We start from the raw sequence: 16,258 nt of genomic DNA, 5'->3' as shown, positions 1-16,258 counted from the left end.
TACCCGTACCCGTACCCGTATCGCCGTATCGCCGTATCGCCCGTTTCCCCATCGACAGGAGAATCGCTTGAGCCGCTACTGGAGTGACATCGTTCATCGTCTGACGCCGTATGTGCCGGGCGAGCAGCCTGCGGTTGCGCATCCGGTGAAGCTGAACACCAACGAGAATCCTTGTCCGCCGTCGCCGCGCGTGCTTGAAGCGATTCGGCAGGAACTGGGCGACGCCGGCGAGTCACTGCGGCGCTATCCCGACCCGACCGCGCGCAAGTTACGCGAAACGGTCGCCGCGTACCACTGCATCCGCCCGGAACAGGTGTTCGCGGGCAACGGCTCGGACGAAGTGCTCGCACTCACGTTTCAGGCCTTGCTGAAGCACGACAAACCGTTGCTGTTTCCGGATATCACGTACAGCTTCTACCCGACCTACGCGCGGCTCTTTGAAGTCGACTATCGGACGGTCGCACTCGACGACAGCTTTGCCATTCATGTCGACGACTACGCGGCGCCCAACGGCGGTGTACTGTTCCCGAATCCGAACGCGCCGACTGGACGACCGCTGCCACTCGCCGATATCGAGCGTCTGGTGGCGCGAAACACCGAATCGGTCGTGGTCATCGATGAAGCCTATGTCGATTTCGGCGCGGAATCGGCCATCACGCTGATTGACCGCTATCCCAACCTGCTGGTGATCCAGACGGTATCGAAGTCGCGTTCGCTGGCCGGCATGCGCGTCGGCTTCGCGTTCGGCAATCCGGAATTGATCGACGCACTGAACCGCGTGAAAGACAGCTTCAACTCGTATCCGCTCGATCGTTTGGCACAAGTCGCGGCCGTCGCTGCATACGAGGACGATGCGTGGTTTCGCGGCAACTGCGCCAAGGTGATTGCCAGCCGCGAGCGGCTCGCGGCAGGCTTGACGGCATTGGGCTTCGAGGTGGTGCCGTCGGCGGCGAATCTGCTGTTCGCGCGTCACGAAGGCTACGACGCAGCGACGCTCGTCGCACGGCTCAGGGAAAGGGAAATCTTCGTGCGTCACTTCAAGGCGGAGCGAATCGACCAGCATCTGCGAATCTCTGTCGGCACCGACGCCGAATGCGGCATTCTGCTGGACGCGCTGCGCGACATTTTCAGCGCTTACGTTGGATAGCGGTCGGGTGACGCTTAGGTGACGCTTAGGCAGCGATCGGGACAGCCACGCGCACAACTCCGAGCGCTGCCGCAAAAGAAAACGGCGAGGCAGGCGCCTCGCCGTTCACGATCATTCAAACCCTCACGTGCCCTTCGCGGCCTGCAGCGCGTGGTACTTCGCCATCAGACCTTCGGCCGTTTCCAGATGCTCAGGATCGCGCGGAATGCACTCGACCGGACACACCTGAATACATTGGGGTTCGTCGAAATGACCGACACACTCGGTGCATTTCTTCGGGTCGATCACGTAGATTTCCGGGCCCATCGAAATCGCGTCGTTCGGGCACTCGGGCTCGCACACGTCGCAATTGATGCACTCGTCGGTAATCATCAAGGCCATACTTCTCTCACTTCGCGCCGGCCGAAGCCGACATTGATCCGTCAATCCGACAGTTTACGCCGGTTACGGTTGCCCCGCCGAAACGCCGTCATTCGGGTCCAGCGCGGCAACCTTCTCCGTCAGCCATTTTTCGACCGACGGGAACACGAACTTGCTGACGTCGCCGCCCAGTTGCGCAATTTCGCGCACGATGGTGCCGGAGATGAACTGGTATTGATCGGACGGCGTCATGAACATGGTTTCGACGTCCGGCAGCAGATAGCGGTTCATGCCGGCCATCTGGAACTCATATTCGAAGTCCGAAACGGCGCGCAGGCCGCGCACGATCACGCGTGCGTTATTGCTGCGGACGAAGTCCTTCAATAGCCCTTTGAAGCTCATCACCTGAACGTTCGGGTAGTGCCCAAGCACTTCATGAGCGATGTCGAGACGCTCTTTCAGGGTGAAAAATGGCTTCTTGTTGCGGCTGTCGGCAACGCCCACTACCAACGTATCGAAAATGCTCGACGCGCGTCGAACGAGGTCTTCGTGACCGCGCGTCAGCGGGTCGAACGTGCCCGGGTACACGGCGACTACCATGAGACTTCTCCTCTCTCTTCAGACAAATGGGCACGTCAAAGCGTCCACGCGACGCATTTGGCACCGACCGCACGCGTGACGGTAACCCATCCGCTGCTTGTTTTGGAACGCGCATTATTCCTTATTTTCGCGCTGCAGCAAATGAAAGTGGACAGCACCCGCTTTGCCTTGCCGCACGATTTCCCAACCGGCAAGTGTCTCGTTACCCTCGATCTCGAGTGCAACGCCCACCTCCACATACAGAAACCCTTCCGGGCTCAGCAGCGGCACGGCCAGAGCGAGCGCCTTGTCGAGCAGATCGTCGCCGAACGGCGGATCGAGGAAAACCACGTCGAACGATCCCGGTGCGAGACTCGCCGCGAGGCGCAAGCCGTCGGCTTCGGCGATTTCGATGGTGCGCGCCGACAGGCGCTCCTGGTTCGAGCGCAGCTGGCTGGCGGCCCGCGCATTGCGCTCGACCATCAACACTCGCGCTGCGCCGCGCGAAGCGGCCTCGAAGCCAAGCGCGCCGCTACCGGCAAACAGATCGAGGCAGCGCTGGCCGTCCAGCCGTTGGCCGAGCCAGTTGAACAGCGTCTCGCGCACCCGGTCGGGCGTGGGACGCAGGCCGTCGAGGTCAAGCACGGGCAGCGGCGTGCGCTTCCAGTCGCCGCCAATGATACGGATGGCGTGCGGCTTGCCGCCTTTGGACGAAGCGCCGTGAGCGCGTGAAGGAGTAGAACGGGGCATGCAGTTTCGAATACGTGATGGGGAAGCCCGCGACGCCGATGCACGTGGGCTGGAGGGCCAACGTTACCACAGGGGCGCACGGCGTCCAGCCTGGCCGATCGGCCAACACGACGGGCGGCGGCGCGCCTGATAAAATATGCGGCTTCCAGCGCCTTGCATCCCGCATCGCAACGCTGCCTGCCGCTCCCACGGGCTTGTCCCGGCTGCGCGCATCGGCGCGCGCTCTCACCACGCCAGATCATGTTCAGCTTTTTCAAACGATTCAAGGGTTCGAAAGAGTCCGATAACGCGCCAGAAGAGTCGCAGACTGCGCCGGAAGCCGTGGCGTCAACGCCCGCCGCGCCGCCGGCTCCGATTAGCGTCGACACGCAGCCGGCTGCTGCTGAGTCCATCAACGAGCCCGAACCCGAGACAAGCGCGCTCGAAACCGTCGAAATCGTCCCGCCGCCCATGCAGGATGCAAGCGAAAAGCGCTCGTGGCTCACTCGTCTGAAGACCGGCCTGTCGAAAACGAGTTCGAGTCTGACTGGCATTTTCGTCGGCACGAAGATCGACGAGGATTTGTACGAAGAACTCGAGACCGCCCTGCTGATGTCGGACGCGGGCGTCGAAGCCACCGAGTTCCTGCTCGAATCGCTGCGCGAGAAAGTGCGCACCGAGCGCCTCACCGATCCCCAGCAGGTGAAAGCAGCGCTGCGTACGCTGCTGATCGACCTGCTCAAGCCGCTGGAAAAATCGCTGATGCTTGGCCACGCACAACCGCTGGTCGTGATGATCGCGGGCGTGAACGGCGCGGGTAAAACCACCAGCATCGGCAAGCTCGCCAAGCATCTGCAGAGCTTCGACCAGTCGGTGCTGCTGGCTGCGGGCGACACCTTCCGCGCCGCCGCGCGCGAGCAACTGGCAATCTGGGGTCAGCGCAACAACGTGACGGTGGTGTCGCAGGAAAGCGGCGACCCGGCCGCCGTGATTTACGACGCGGTTGGCGCCGCGCGTGCGCGCAAGATCGACGTCATGATGGCGGACACGGCCGGCCGTCTTCCGACCCAGCTGCATCTGATGGAAGAACTGCGCAAGGTGAAGCGCGTGATCGGCAAGGCGCAAGACGGCGCGCCGCATGAGGTGCTGCTGGTGATCGATGCGAACACCGGCCAGAATGGCCTCGCGCAAGTGAAGGCCTTTGACGACGCACTCGGCCTCACCGGCCTGATCGTCACCAAACTCGACGGCACAGCAAAGGGCGGCATTCTCGCGGCGATTGCGCGTCAGCGTCCGATTCCGGTGTACTTCATCGGCGTCGGCGAAAAGGTGGAGGACTTGCAGCCTTTCAGCGCGGAAGAGTTCTCGGACGCGCTGCTGGGCGGTTGAATATCGCAACGTTCGTCGCAGAACAAGCAAAAAGGGCACTTTTCCGAGTGCCCTTTTTTCATTCAACATTCAAACCACAACATCATTCCGTGTCGGGCTGAACACCCGGTGCTGCACGAGCGAACGCGTCAAGTTGCATCGCGTGATCGTAGATACGCTGAATCGTCGGAAACCTCGCCGTATCGACGTTGAAGCGCTGCGCGTTGAACACTTGTGGAATCAGGCATGCGTCGGCCAATGTCGGGCTGTCGCCGAAGCACAGCTTGCCGGTGCGCGCATTGCCCGCCAGATGCGCCTCGAGTGTCGCGAAACCCGCTTCGACCCAATGCTTGTACCAGGCGTCTTTGGCGTCGTTGTCGACACACAGCGTGTGTTTCAGGTACTTCAGCACACGCAGATTGTTCAGCGGGTGAATCTCGCACGCCACCTGCAGCGCCAGCGATCGCACATACGCGCGATCGGCCGGCGTGCCGGGCAATAGCGGCGGCTCCGGATGCGTTTCCTCCAGATACTCGATGATCGCGAGCGACTGCGGCATCACTTCGTTGCCGTCGACGAACGTGGGCACGATGCCGTCCAGATTCATCTTGCGGTATTCCGGCTTCAACTGCTCCCCGCCGTCGCGCACGAGGTGCACCGGTACATAGTCGTAGGGCAGATTCTTCACGTTCAACGCGATGCGCACGCGATAAGACGCCGAGCTACGGAAATAGCTGTAAAGCTTCATGTTGTGTGCCTCCCCCAACCGCTCTTCAGACAACGCGTACGCTGAGTTCGCCGAGCCCGTCCACGCCGCCCTTCATGAGGTCGCCCTGGACCACGGCGCCAACGCCTTCCGGCGTGCCGGTGAAAATCAGGTCGCCCGGTTGCAGTTCGAACAGCGTCGACAGATAAGCAACAGTCTCGGCGACCGACCAGATCAGTTGCGACACGTCCGAGTTCTGTTTTTCCTCGCCGTTCACCGACAACCAGATCGCGCCCTTGCCGACATGGCCGACCGTCTTGACCGGATGAATCGGGCCGAGTGGCGCCGAGTGATCGAAACCCTTCGCGGTATCCCAAGGACGGCCCAGCTTCTTCGCCTCGGCTTGCAGATCGCGGCGTGTCATGTCGAGACCGAGCGCATAGCCGTACACGTGGTCGAGCGCGCTTTCGGCCGCAATGTTCTTGCCGCCTTTGCCGATCGCCGCCACCAGCTCCATCTCGAAGTGAACGTTCTTCGATTGCGTCGGATAGGGGAATTCGCCCGTCGCGCCAGGCGCGACATACAACACGGCATCGGCCGGCTTCGCAAAGAAGAACGGCGGTTCGCGGTCGGGATCGTGCCCCATCTCGCGGGCGTGCGCCTCGTAATTGCGGCCCACACAGTAGATGCGACGCACCGCGAACTGCTCGCTGCTCCCCACGATCGGCACCGCGACGACCGGTGCGGGTGCAAATACGTAACTCATCCTGTTCTCCGTTTTTTGAATTGCGCCGCGCCGGTGCGGCAATAAAACATCGAGTGTAACGCGCAGCAAAGCTGCGGTGCAGCCGATCGGCACAGGCACGCGAACCGGCGGTCCCGGTGCATCGTCTCGCCGGACCGCCGGTCCGCTCAATCGCCATAGATGCGATACTCACACTGAATAGTGTCCTTTGAATACCGAGGCCGACCGCCCAAAAGCGGCACGCCCCGCTCCCACTGCGCCCGATGACTGACTCCGCCGACACCGCCAATCCATTCCCCTGCGCCCGCTATATCAAGGAAATCGGCCGCGGCCCGAACGGCGCCCGCGCCCTGACCGCCGAGGATACGCGCGCGCTCTACGCCGCCATGCTCGACGGCCGCGTGGCCGATCTCGAACTCGGCGCCGTGCTGCTCGCGTATCGCGTGAAGGGCGAAACCGCCGACGAACTCTCCGCCATGCTGGCCGGTGCGCATGCGTCGTTCGAACCGATTCATTTGCCGCACACGGCGTTCCGGCCCGTCTCGATACCCACCTACAACGGCGCGCGCAAACAGCCCAACCTGGTGCCGCTGCTCGCTCTGCTACTGGCGCGCGAGGGTGTGCCGGTGCTGGTGCATGGCGTCACCGAAGATCCGGGCCGCGTGACGAGCGCCGAGATCTTCACGCATCTGCAGATCCCGCACGCGCAATCGCACGCCGATATCGAAGACGGTCTCGCCGAGCGGCGTCTCGCGTTTGCGCCGATTGACGTGCTCGCACCGAAGCTTGCGCGCCTTCTTTCGTTGCGCCGGCGGATGGGCGTGCGCAATTCGACGCATACGCTCGTGAAAATCCTGCAACCGTTCGCGCCTGCGGGACTACGGCTCGTGAACTACACGCATCCGCCGTATCGTGAGAGTCTCACGCAGCTGTTCAACACGCACCCGGATGCCGCAGCGGGCGGCGCCCTGCTCGCGCGCGGCACCGAAGGCGAAGCGGTGGCCGACACGCGGCGCCAGGTGCAAGTGGATTGGCTGCATGACGGCATCTGCGAAACGCGCGTGCCGCACGAGCGCTCGTCGCCCGACGCGCCTGAAATCGACTTGCCCGAAGCTCGCGACGCCGCGACCACGGCTGCGTGGATCGGCGCCGTGCTGCGCGGCGAAGCGCCCGTGCCGAGTGCGATCGAACGGCAAGTGGAGTTGATCGTCGACGTCGCAAGAACGCCTGTGTAACGCGCGCGGCGTAAGTGCAACGCCGCGCTCGCGCACCGGATATGACAGCCGCGGGTTGACAGGCCACCGCGAGCCGTCATACATTCGACCTATGCGTTCCCTTCCGAACACCCTCCGAATTACCTCCGGCCGCCTAGCGCGGCCCCTATCGCTACGTCTAGCGTAAGTCAGACGTAGCGCCGCGCATTGGCAAGTTTCGTTGCCCACTGCGGGGTCCTCAAAGCAGTTCCGCATTTCCCGTTTCATCCCCGACCGTAGTTCTTCACAACCTGTAGTCGTTTGCATTCGTCCGTTTACCGCTCGGACGAAGCGCGAGGGTCAAATGCACGTTGCATGGGCATCATCCACGTTCGTTTTCGTCGTCACCATGACGTTGTTCGTTCGCGCCCGTTCGTTGTTGCCGCTAGCCACCGGCTGGCGCGCCGTGCATCCGTGGCAGCCCGCCAGCCGCTCGAGGCCACACCCTTTCGCATACGACCCAACGAACGAGGTTCTTCATGTTGCGCAATCCCGCTGAGAAATACCGTCCCTTCCCCACCGTGCGCCTCACCGGCCGCAAATGGCCGAGCCACACGATCAACCACGCGCCGATCTGGATGAGCACCGATCTGCGTGACGGCAATCAGGCGCTGATCGAGCCGATGAATGCGGCGCAAAAGCTCGAATTCTTCGAGATGCTGGTGGCGATCGGCTTCAAGGAGATCGAAGTCGGTTTCCCCTCGGCCTCGCAAACCGACTTCGATTTCGTCCGCAGGCTGATCGAAGAAAAGCGCATTCCCGACGACGTCACGATCGAAGTGTTCGTGCCCTCGCGCGCCGAACTGATTGCGCGCACGTTCGAAGCGCTCGAAGGTGTACCGCGCGCCATCGTGCACCTGTACAACGCGATCTGCCCGTCGTTTCGCAAGATCGTTTTCAACCAGTCGAAGGACGAAATCAAGGCGCTGGCGGTGGAAGGCACTCGCATCATCAAGCAACACGTAGAGGCGCGGCCCGATACGCACTGGACATTCCAGTATTCGCCCGAAACCTTCAACACGACCGAGCTCCCGTACGCGCGCGAAGTATGCGACGCGGTCGCGCAAACATGGCGGCCAACGCGCGATCACAAGATGATCGTCAACCTGCCCGCGAGCGTCGAAGCCGCGACACCGAACGTGTTCGCAGACCAGATCGAATGGATGGACCGCAATCTGAGCTATCGCGACAGCATCGTGCTGTCGGTGCATCCGCATAACGATCGCGGCACCGCCGTGGCCGCCACGGAACTGGCGCTGCTGGCGGGCGCGGATCGCGTCGAAGGGTGTCTGTTCGGCAATGGCGAGCGCACCGGCAACGTGGACCTCGTGACGGTCGCGATGAACCTTCACATGCAGGGCGTCGACCCGGGCCTCGACTTCTCGGGGATTGATGCGGTGCGGAGCGTGGTCGAGCGTTGCAACCAGATTCCGGTGCATCCGCGGCATCCGTATGCGGGTGATGCGGCGCAGCGGCCGGCGTGGAGCGATGAGGATCTGCAGCGCGTAGCGGCCTGAGCGCCTGCTCGTGCAGCCCGAGCGCTCACAAGGCGCAACCGGCGAAACGGAGTGAGCTCACAAGGCTCACTCTATCGCGCAGCGCGTCGCCTGCCAGGCGATCAGGCGCCATTGCCCGTCTTCCTGTGTATGAATCGCCGTGTACGCGATCGGAAACAGCAGCGCCCCGTTATTCGCCTCCATTTCGATCAGCGCGCGCCCGGTGACGACGCAGGTCTCGCGCCCCACCGGCAGCACCTCTTGCGACTGCACTTCGATCTGCCGATAGCGGCGACGCCCGGCGGTAATTCCGTCGATGAACTGCCGCTTCGTTTCGCGCTTGCCGTTCGTATGGACGTAGCTCACATTGTCCGCGAGCAGCGCATCGAGCGACTGCCCGTCGCCGTCGACCATCGCACGAAAGCGCTCTCGTTCGAGCCCGCGAATCGCTTCGATTATCTTTGCCGCCATTGCTCAGCCCCTCGCACCGGTGAGCCGAACGTGGCCACGGTCGTCAGAAGTTATATTGCAAATATAGCTGGTGGAAATTTATACCAGGATTGGGCTCTTTGATACCGCCGTTGGAAATATGCTGGAAGCGGTAGCCCGCCTGGTACTGCTGGCGGTTGCCGAATTGCACGCCGACGCCCGCCATGGGGGCGAACTGGAACGCCGTCGAGAGCGTGAGGTCAGAAGAGATTCTGGGGCTCGACAGGAGGCGGACACCGGCGCCCACTTCGACGTAAGGGCGAATCGCACCCGCTCCGTCGATGAAGCGAATGATCGGCGTGACACCGATCTCACCGATGTTCTCGTGCACGTTCCCTTCGCTGGTATGCCACCAGGCCACGTGCGCTTCGCCGATCAGCGAAAAATGCCAATCGCCGATCTGCCACCACGTCAGATTCGGATCCCAAACCAGACCGAGATCGAGTTTATTGATGTGGTGATCTCCCAGACCGCCGCCAATCTGCAGGCCGAACTGGTCAGCTGCGGCCAGTCCCGAGGCGCCTAACAGAAGAGCCGCCGAAGCGCCTTTTAGAGCCAGACCACGAATCGCGTTTTTTTTGTTCTTCATAGCACACCCGAGCTAGCCGAGGTTGATCAGCGGGTCACTGTCCCGTTTATTCTAAAGACAATGTACATCCGGAGGATCGTATTAAGAAAGTTAAATTCTCGCAATTAGTCACTTCATTTTTCTAAAATATCGGTCACTTATAAGATTGAAAGCGCTTCGTCAGGTAAATTGTACGACCAACGCAGATGGCAATAAGGGCTATCCCATGGCTATCAAACTCAAATTTCAATAGGAATTTGCGGAACTTGGATGTCCCTACTGCCTCTAAGTATTAGCACTCGGCAAATCAGAGTGCTAACATCCAACGCTGGAGTCGTTAACTGAATACGCTTTTGTCTGATTCCAAAGGAGTTTCCTACGTGAGCCATGCAATGACCCTTCCGAGTACTTTGAGCCCGTCGTCGGCTAAGGCCGCTTCGGCAGGTGCGCTGGCGCTCTCGCATTCCTCGCTGCTGCCCGGTCAACTGGGCAATATCGACGCCTACATCCAGGCCGTAAATCGGATTCCGATGCTGACGCCGGGGGAAGAACGCCAGTTCGCCACCGAATTTCGCGAGCAGGACAACCTTGAGTCCGCACGCCGCCTCGTCCTGTCGCACCTGCGGCTGGTCGTTTCGATCGCGCGCAACTACCTCGGTTACGGACTGCCGCACGCTGACCTGATCCAGGAAGGCAATATCGGCCTGATGAAGGCAGTGAAGCGCTTCGACCCGGAGCAGAACGTACGGCTCGTGTCGTATGCCATGCACTGGATCAAGGCTGAGATCCACGAATACATTCTGCGCAATTGGCGAATGGTGAAGGTCGCCACCACCAAAGCGCAGCGCAAGCTGTTCTTCAATCTGCGCAGCCACAAGCAGGGCTTGGGCGCCTTCACGCCGGACGAGATCGAAGGTCTCGCCCAGGAGCTGAACGTGAAGCGCGAAGAAGTGGCCGAGATGGAAACGCGCTTGTCCGGCGGCGATATTGCGCTGGAAGGCCAGGTTGAAGACGGTGAAGAGTCGTACGCCCCGATCGCCTACCTCGCCGACTCGCATAGCGAGCCGACCGCCGTGCTGGCTTCGCGTCAGCGCGACAAGCTGCACAGCGACGGTATCGCGAGCGCGCTGGAGGCGCTGGACGCCCGCAGCCGCCGCATCATCGAGGCACGCTGGCTGAAGGTGGAAGACGACGGTTCGGGTGGCTCGACGCTGCACGAACTGGCCGACGAGTTCGGCGTGTCGGCCGAACGTATTCGCCAGATCGAAGCGAGCGCAATGAAGAAAATGCGTGGCGCGTTGGCCGAATATGCATAAGCCTTAAAACCGTTCATCGTGCCGGCTCGTCCGGCGCGCGCTGGCTAGTAGTCGCAAAGCCCTGCCCTCACAAGAAGGCAGGGCTTTTTTTGTGCCCGCCTGGCGACGCATGCGCTCAATCGCGGACGCACGCGCATTCACTCAAGAACTTGCCCACCCGACACGTGTTTCTTGACGTATCACAAACCTCATAGCAATACTGTCCGCATGGGGTGATGTTCGCGACCCAATGCCGCAGCGCCGGACTTACGCGCGCAGGGTCCTTGCTCCTAGAATCGGGATGCACTCGCCGGACCGCTCAAGCGGCCTGGATCAAGCCGGATTCACCGGTAAGAAGTTGCCTTCGACCGATTATGACCATAGCCCTGAATCGCCATAACACCCGTCGCTCGGGCCTGCGCAAGCGGTTTGCCGCCTGGCTGCGCGGTCCGACGCTGGCACGGGATATCGCCATCGTCCTCGCCATCAAATTTGCACTGCTGATGGTGCTCAAGTACGCGTTCTTCAGTCATCCGCAGGCGGAGCATATGTCGCTGCCGCCTGAACAAGTCGCGCAGGCGCTGCTGTCCGTGCCTGCCTCGCATCCGTCCCAAGGTGATCAACATGCCCGTTAGCGAAGTCGTAGAACTGTCGCGCCTCCAGTTCGCCATCACGGCGCTTTATCACTTTCTGTTCGTGCCGCTCACGCTCGGTCTGTCCTGGTTGCTCGTCATCATGGAGTCCGTCTATGTGATGACCGGCAAGCAGATCTACAAAGACATGACCCAGTTCTGGGGCAAGCTGTTCGGCATCAACTTCGCGATGGGTGTGACTACGGGCCTGACGCTGGAATTCCAGTTCGGCACCAACTGGTCGTATTACTCGCACTATGTCGGCGACATTTTCGGCGTGCCGCTGGCCGTTGAAGGTTTGATGGCGTTCTTCCTCGAGTCGACCTTCGTCGGTCTGTTCTTCTTCGGATGGAACCGGCTCTCGAGAGTGCAGCACGTGATCGTCACGTTCCTCGTCGCACTCGGCTCAAACCTGTCCGCGCTGTGGATTCTGGTGGCCAACGGCTGGATGAACAATCCGGTCGGCGCCACCTTCAACTATCAAACCATGCGCATGGAACTCGACAGCATCTTCTCGGTGCTGTTCAATCCGGTCGCGCAGGTGAAGTTCGTTCACACCGTGTCGGCCGGTTACGTGACCGCTTCGATGTTCGTCCTCGGTGTGTCGTCGTGGTATCTGTTGAAGCGCCGCGACACCGAGTTCGCCTTGCGCTCGTTCGCCATTGCCGCCGGCTTCGGTCTGGCGTCGACGTTGTGCGTGATCGTGCTCGGCGACGAGTCCGGTTACCGCACCGGCGAAGTTCAGCAGGTCAAGCTGGCTGCGATCGAATCCGAATGGGAGACGGCGCCCGCACCCGCACCGTTCACGATCATCGGCATTCCGAACCAGAAGGAAGAGCGCACCGACTACGCGATCCGCATTCCGTATGCGCTCGGCCTGATCGCCACGCGCTCGATCGACGAACCGGTGGTTGGCCTGAAGGACCTGATGGCGGAGAACGAGGTGCGCATCAAGAACGGCATGCTCGCCTACGCCGCGCTGCAAAAGCTGAAGCTCGGCGACACCACGGACGAAGCCAAAGCCGCGTTCGACGCACACAAGAAAGACCTCGGCTTCGGCCTGATGCTCAAGCAGTTCACCCCGAACGTCACCGACGCCACGCCGGATCAGATCGCGCAGGCCGCCAAGAAGACGATTCCGCCGGTGGCGCCCGTGTTCTTCTCGTTCCGCCTGATGGTCGGCCTGGGCATTCTGTTCCTCGCGACCTTCGTGCTGGCGTTCTGGTTCTGCGCGCAGCGCTCCCTGCTGCTGGAGAAGCGCCGCTGGTTCCTGCGCTGGGCCGTATGGGCCATTCCGTTGCCGTGGCTTGCCGCTGAATTCGGCTGGATCGTCGCTGAAGTGGGCCGTCAACCGTGGACCATCGCGGGCATTCTGCCGACCGCGTTGTCCGCCTCGAGCCTGACGCCGGGCGATCTCTACTTGAGCATTGCTGGCTTCGTCGTGTTCTACACGGTGCTGTTCATTATCGAAATCATGCTGATGTTCAAGTACGCGCGGCTCGGACCTTCGTCGCTGCACACGGGGCGCTATCACCACGAACAGCCGCTGAATCAGCCGCTGCCGACCAACACGGCCGCATGATTCGCCGTCACTCTGTTCCAAGGGAAAGATCATCATGGATTACGCAACCCTCAAGCTGATCTGGTGGGTGTTGATCGGCGTGTTGCTGATCGGCTTCGCGCTCACCGACGGCTTCGACATGGGCGCGGCGATTCTGCTACCGTTCATCGCGAAAACCGACACGGAGCGGCGCATCGTCGTGAACACGGTTGGCGCGACGTGGGAAGGCAACCAGGTATGGCTCATCACGGCGGGCGGCGCGATGTTCGCCGCGTGGCCGCTGGTGTACGCCGCATCGTTCTCGGGCTTCTACTTCGCAATGCTGCTGGTGCTGTTCTCGCTGTTCTTCCGGCCGGTCGGCTTCGACTACCGCAGCAAACGTGAAGACCCGCGCTGGCGCAGCGCGTGGGACTGGGCATTGTTTGTCGGCGGCTTCGTCCCGGCGCTGGTGTTCGGCGTGGCGTTCGGCAACCTGCTGCAAGGCGTGCCGTTCTCGTTCGATACCGATCTGCGCGTCACGTATCACGGCAGTTTCTTTGCGCTGCTCAACCCGTTCGCCGTACTGTGCGGGCTCGTCAGCGTGTCGATGCTAGCCGCGCACGGTGCAGCCTTCGTGAAGATGAAGGCGGACGACGTCGTCGCCGAGCGTGCGTCGCTCGCGCTGCGGATTGCTTCGCTCGCTGCCGTGGTGCTGTTCCTGCTCGCCGGCGCCCTGATCGCCACGATGATCGGCGGCTATCAGATCGTCGACGCCGCGCCGCTCGATGCGGTTGCCAATCCGCTGCTGAAGAATGTGATCGGCGCACCCGGCCTGTGGCTCACCAACTACGCAAACTACCCGTGGATGGTGATCGCGCCGGTGGCCGGGCTGGTCGGTGGCGTAGTCGCTGTGCTGCTGGCGCGCTCGCGCTTTGAAAAGATCGCCTTCCTGTCGACCTCGCTGATGGTCACCGGCGTGATTCTGACGGCGGGCTTCTCGATGTTCCCGTTCATCATGCCCTCCTCGCTCGACGGCCGCAGCAGCCTCACTGTGTGGGACTCGACCTCGAGCCGCATGACGCTGCAGATCATGCTGATCGCCGTAATCATCTTCCTGCCGATCACCCTGATCTACACAAGCTGGGTGTATCGCGTGATGCGCGGCAAGGTAACCGCCGCGGCGCTCAAAGAAAATCACCATTCGATGTATTGATCAGCAATACGATTAACAGGAGTTTGTGATGTGGTATTTCAGTTGGCTTCTCGGCATTGGCGTGGCGTTGGCGTTCGGCATTATCAACGTGATGTGGCTGGAATCGCGCCGGCCTTTGGAAGCGAGCAAGCAGAAAGCACGTTGATGCATCCGTTGCCGGATGAGCGCCGTTAGGCTCAAGCCGGCAAACGCAAAAGCGGCACCTTGAATTCAAGGTGCCGCTTTTTATTTGTACCAGGCTCGGCGCAATACAGCGCCTGCCTGCTCCCGTTTATCTATCCGGGCTCCCGGCTGAGCGGACAACCGCGGTCAGCGCAGCTCGAAGCCTCGATCAGATCACGCGGGCTGCGGCGCCGTACCGGCACCCGCATCGGGCGACAAACGCGTCGCCAGTTGCGCGGCGTAGCGCTGAGCTGCGTCGCCTACCACGATATGGAACGTATCCGCCGAGACCCACGCCGTATCGAGCGTAGCCAGACGTTGACGATCAACCGCCGACGGATCGCGAACCACGATTCGCAGACGCGTTGCCGCCACAGCGTCCAGCGACACGACGTTGCCCGCGCCGCCAAACACCGCTAGCCAGCGCAGCGGATCCGGGTCGAGCGGACCGCCTTGAGCACCGCTCGCAGCCGCCACAGGAGCCGCAGCTACCGGCTTCACCGCATCGCCACCGCCCTGCGCAATCACCGTGCGGATTTCATCAGCGATGATGTCCGCTTCCGGTCCAATAATCACCTGCACGTTGGTCGAGCCGCGTTTGAGCACACCACGCGCGCCGATCGTCTTCAGTTCGCTTTCCGAAACCTTGCTGGCATCGACCACCGACAGACGCAGACGCGTCGTACAGGCATCCACTATCGAGAGGTTCGACGCGCCACCGAGCGCCGCGATATAACGCTGCGCGCGCGGCACAGCGGCACCCGCAACCGGCGACACAAAACCGCCTGCCGTGAACGACTCGATCTGCTCTTCTTCAGCGGCGGGTTCGCGGCCCGGCGTCGCCATGTTGAACTTGCGGATGAAGAAGCGGAACAGGCCGTAATACACCACCGAATACACGAGCCCGATAGGAATCGCCCACCAGCCCTTGGTCGACAGGCCGTAGTTCAGCACATAGTCGATTGCGCCCGCGGAGAACGTGAAGCCGAGGTGAATGCCGAGCGCCGAGCAGATTGCCAGCGACAGGCCGGTCAGCAACGCGTGGATCACATACAGCACCGGTGCGAGGAACATGAAGCTGAATTCGATCGGCTCGGTCACCCCCGTCAGGAACGACGTCAGCGCCATCGAGAACAGCAGGCCGCCAACAATCGCACGGCGCTCCTTCGGTGCTTCATGGAACATCGCAAGACACGCAGCCGGCAGACCGAACATCATGACCGGGAAGAAGCCCGTCATGAACGTGCCCGCGGTCGGGTCGCCTGCAAAGAAGCGATGCAGGTCGCCCGTCACCGCGACGCCGCCCGGCGGCGTGAAACTGCCGAACACGAACCACGTCAGCGAATTGAGGATGTGATGCAGACCCGTGACGAGCAGCAAACGGTTCAGCACGCCGAACACGAATGCGCCGAGCGCACCCGCCGTAGTCAGCCAATGGCCGGCCGTATCGATCACGGCCTGCACCGGCTGCCACACATAACCGAACGCGATGCCGAGCCCCAGACAGACCACGCCCGTGACAATCGGCACGAAGCGTTTCCCTCCGAAGAATGCGAGGTAGTCGGGCAGCTTGATGTCCTTGTACTTGTTGTACAGCAGGCCCGCGACGATACCCGCCACAATCCCGGACAACACGCCCATGTTGAGCTTGTCGTTGATGTCCTTCATCACCGCGACTTCGATCAGATAACCGATCGCACCCGCGAGACCTGCCACGCCGTTGTTATCTTTCGCGAAGCCGACCGCCACGCCGATTGCGAACAGCAACGGCAGGTTGTCGAAAATCGCGCCGCCGGCGTCGGCGATCATCTTGATGTTGAACACATCGGGCTGGCCCAATCGCAGCAGCAAGCCGGCAACCGGCAGTACTGCAATCGGCAGCATCAGCGCCCGCCCCAGGCGCTGAATCTTCAGAAACGGATTCCCATCCATTGACACCTCCAGTCCTTGTCTCGTTGTCGACTGTCGTCGTTAAG

General features: G+C 61.7%; 16 protein-coding genes and 1 pseudogene. 9 read left to right on the top strand and 8 right to left on the bottom strand.

The genetic code is table 11. The features are described 5' to 3' along the window. Positions 1-67: 67 nt before the first annotated feature. A complete protein-coding gene (hisC, locus tag B0G76_RS36255; protein ID WP_120297549.1) occupies positions 68-1,147 on the top strand; it encodes a histidinol-phosphate transaminase in 1,080 nt (359 codons plus the stop codon). Positions 1,148-1,270: 123 nt separating this feature from the next. Here hisC and B0G76_RS36250 read toward each other — a convergent pair whose 3' ends face one another. From B0G76_RS36250 to rsmD, 3 genes are all read right to left on the bottom strand, one after another. Then, a complete protein-coding gene (locus B0G76_RS36250) occupies positions 1,271-1,528 on the bottom strand; it encodes a YfhL family 4Fe-4S dicluster ferredoxin (protein ID WP_120297548.1) in 258 nt (85 codons plus the stop codon). A gap of 63 nt (positions 1,529-1,591) precedes the next feature. Continuing rightward, the gene (coaD, locus tag B0G76_RS36245) at positions 1,592-2,107 is read right to left on the bottom strand and encodes a pantetheine-phosphate adenylyltransferase (protein ID WP_120297547.1); all 516 of its coding nucleotides are present in this window, start codon (positions 2,105-2,107) and stop codon (positions 1,592-1,594) included. A gap of 114 nt (positions 2,108-2,221) precedes the next feature. After that, positions 2,222-2,836, bottom strand: coding sequence for a 16S rRNA (guanine(966)-N(2))-methyltransferase RsmD (gene rsmD, locus B0G76_RS36240; RefSeq protein WP_120297546.1), 615 nt, complete (start codon positions 2,834-2,836; stop codon positions 2,222-2,224). A gap of 240 nt (positions 2,837-3,076) precedes the next feature. Here rsmD and ftsY point away from each other — a divergent pair, with 240 nt between their 5' ends. Next, complete coding sequence (ftsY, locus tag B0G76_RS36235) at positions 3,077-4,204, top strand: signal recognition particle-docking protein FtsY (protein ID WP_120297545.1); 1,128 nt, start codon at positions 3,077-3,079, stop codon at positions 4,202-4,204. An 82-nt stretch (positions 4,205-4,286) separates the two neighbouring features. Here ftsY and maiA read toward each other — a convergent pair whose 3' ends face one another. Both maiA and B0G76_RS36225 read right to left on the bottom strand, forming a co-directional pair. Continuing rightward, positions 4,287-4,931: a maleylacetoacetate isomerase gene (maiA, locus tag B0G76_RS36230; RefSeq protein WP_120297544.1), complete on the bottom strand. Its 645-nt coding sequence runs from the start codon at positions 4,929-4,931 to the stop codon at positions 4,287-4,289. A gap of 25 nt (positions 4,932-4,956) precedes the next feature. Continuing rightward, positions 4,957-5,655, bottom strand: a complete 699-nt coding sequence (locus B0G76_RS36225; protein ID WP_120298063.1) for a fumarylacetoacetate hydrolase family protein — start codon at positions 5,653-5,655, stop codon at positions 4,957-4,959. 242 nt (positions 5,656-5,897) lie between these two features. Here B0G76_RS36225 and ybiB point away from each other — a divergent pair, with 242 nt between their 5' ends. Together ybiB and B0G76_RS36215 are read left to right on the top strand one after the other, a co-directional pair. Next, entirely contained in the window at positions 5,898-6,869 is a 972-nt protein-coding gene (gene ybiB, locus B0G76_RS36220) for a DNA-binding protein YbiB (RefSeq protein WP_120297543.1), read from the top strand. Between the two features lie 497 nt (positions 6,870-7,366). Further along, a pseudogene (locus B0G76_RS36215) lies at positions 7,367-8,350 on the top strand (2-isopropylmalate synthase); the annotation flags it as partial. Positions 8,351-8,470: 120 nt separating this feature from the next. Here the strand turns inward: B0G76_RS36215 and B0G76_RS36210 are convergent. Both B0G76_RS36210 and B0G76_RS36205 read right to left on the bottom strand, forming a co-directional pair. Beyond that, entirely contained in the window at positions 8,471-8,854 is a 384-nt protein-coding gene (locus B0G76_RS36210; RefSeq protein WP_097391220.1) for a nuclear transport factor 2 family protein, read from the bottom strand. 43 nt (positions 8,855-8,897) lie between these two features. Beyond that, complete coding sequence (locus tag B0G76_RS36205) at positions 8,898-9,461, bottom strand: acyloxyacyl hydrolase (RefSeq protein ID WP_120297541.1); 564 nt, start codon at positions 9,459-9,461, stop codon at positions 8,898-8,900. 359 nt (positions 9,462-9,820) lie between these two features. Here B0G76_RS36205 and rpoH point away from each other — a divergent pair, with 359 nt between their 5' ends. The 5 genes from rpoH to cydX all read left to right on the top strand — a co-directional run bounded on the left by rpoH (position 9,821) and on the right by cydX (position 14,265). Further along, positions 9,821-10,756 carry an RNA polymerase sigma factor RpoH gene (rpoH, locus tag B0G76_RS36200; RefSeq protein ID WP_120297540.1) on the top strand — a complete coding sequence of 312 codons (936 nt, stop codon included), beginning with the start codon at positions 9,821-9,823 and terminating at the stop codon, positions 10,754-10,756. Positions 10,757-11,109: 353 nt separating this feature from the next. After that, on the top strand, positions 11,110-11,370 hold the full coding sequence (gene cydP / locus B0G76_RS36195) for a cytochrome oxidase putative small subunit CydP (protein ID WP_120297539.1): 261 nt from the start codon (positions 11,110-11,112) through the stop codon (positions 11,368-11,370). Beyond that, entirely contained in the window at positions 11,360-12,949 is a 1,590-nt protein-coding gene (locus B0G76_RS36190) for a cytochrome ubiquinol oxidase subunit I (protein WP_120297538.1), read from the top strand. The genes cydP and B0G76_RS36190 overlap by 11 nt, the downstream gene beginning before the upstream one ends. Before the next feature lie 34 nt (positions 12,950-12,983). Then, on the top strand, positions 12,984-14,120 hold the full coding sequence (cydB, locus tag B0G76_RS36185; protein WP_120297537.1) for a cytochrome d ubiquinol oxidase subunit II: 1,137 nt from the start codon (positions 12,984-12,986) through the stop codon (positions 14,118-14,120). Positions 14,121-14,148: 28 nt separating this feature from the next. Beyond that, a complete protein-coding gene (cydX, locus tag B0G76_RS36180) occupies positions 14,149-14,265 on the top strand; it encodes a cytochrome bd-I oxidase subunit CydX (RefSeq protein ID WP_120297536.1) in 117 nt (38 codons plus the stop codon). A gap of 191 nt (positions 14,266-14,456) precedes the next feature. Here cydX and nagE read toward each other — a convergent pair whose 3' ends face one another. After that, the gene (gene nagE, locus B0G76_RS36175) at positions 14,457-16,214 is read right to left on the bottom strand and encodes an N-acetylglucosamine-specific PTS transporter subunit IIBC (RefSeq protein WP_120297535.1); all 1,758 of its coding nucleotides are present in this window, start codon (positions 16,212-16,214) and stop codon (positions 14,457-14,459) included. Between the last annotated feature and the right edge of the window lie 44 nt (positions 16,215-16,258).

Source organism: Paraburkholderia sp. BL23I1N1 (assembly GCF_003610295.1).
In the GTDB taxonomy this organism is placed as follows: domain Bacteria; phylum Pseudomonadota; class Gammaproteobacteria; order Burkholderiales; family Burkholderiaceae; genus Paraburkholderia.
This window is presented reverse-complemented; position numbering and strand designations above follow the sequence as displayed.

What these genes read in the sequence shown, in the direction of transcription:
- rsmD (WP_120297546.1), bottom strand. Translation starts at nt 2,836, where the DNA reads ATGCCCCGTTCTACTCCTTCACGCGCTCACGGCGCTTCGTCCAAAGGC.
- B0G76_RS36205 (WP_120297541.1), bottom strand. Translation starts at nt 9,461, where the DNA reads ATGAAGAACAAAAAAAACGCGATTCGTGGTCTGGCTCTAAAAGGCGCT.
- coaD (WP_120297547.1), bottom strand. Translation starts at nt 2,107, where the DNA reads ATGGTAGTCGCCGTGTACCCGGGCACGTTCGACCCGCTGACGCGCGGT.
- B0G76_RS36190 (WP_120297538.1), top strand. Translation starts at nt 11,360, where the DNA reads ATGCCCGTTAGCGAAGTCGTAGAACTGTCGCGCCTCCAGTTCGCCATC.
- cydX (WP_120297536.1), top strand. Translation starts at nt 14,149, where the DNA reads ATGTGGTATTTCAGTTGGCTTCTCGGCATTGGCGTGGCGTTGGCGTTC.
- cydP (WP_120297539.1), top strand. Translation starts at nt 11,110, where the DNA reads ATGACCATAGCCCTGAATCGCCATAACACCCGTCGCTCGGGCCTGCGC.
- cydB (WP_120297537.1), top strand. Translation starts at nt 12,984, where the DNA reads ATGGATTACGCAACCCTCAAGCTGATCTGGTGGGTGTTGATCGGCGTG.
- ybiB (WP_120297543.1), top strand. Translation starts at nt 5,898, where the DNA reads ATGACTGACTCCGCCGACACCGCCAATCCATTCCCCTGCGCCCGCTAT.
- nagE (WP_120297535.1), bottom strand. Translation starts at nt 16,214, where the DNA reads ATGGATGGGAATCCGTTTCTGAAGATTCAGCGCCTGGGGCGGGCGCTG.
- B0G76_RS36210 (WP_097391220.1), bottom strand. Translation starts at nt 8,854, where the DNA reads ATGGCGGCAAAGATAATCGAAGCGATTCGCGGGCTCGAACGAGAGCGC.
- B0G76_RS36250 (WP_120297548.1), bottom strand. Translation starts at nt 1,528, where the DNA reads ATGGCCTTGATGATTACCGACGAGTGCATCAATTGCGACGTGTGCGAG.
- ftsY (WP_120297545.1), top strand. Translation starts at nt 3,077, where the DNA reads ATGTTCAGCTTTTTCAAACGATTCAAGGGTTCGAAAGAGTCCGATAAC.
- B0G76_RS36225 (WP_120298063.1), bottom strand. Translation starts at nt 5,655, where the DNA reads ATGAGTTACGTATTTGCACCCGCACCGGTCGTCGCGGTGCCGATCGTG.
- maiA (WP_120297544.1), bottom strand. Translation starts at nt 4,931, where the DNA reads ATGAAGCTTTACAGCTATTTCCGTAGCTCGGCGTCTTATCGCGTGCGC.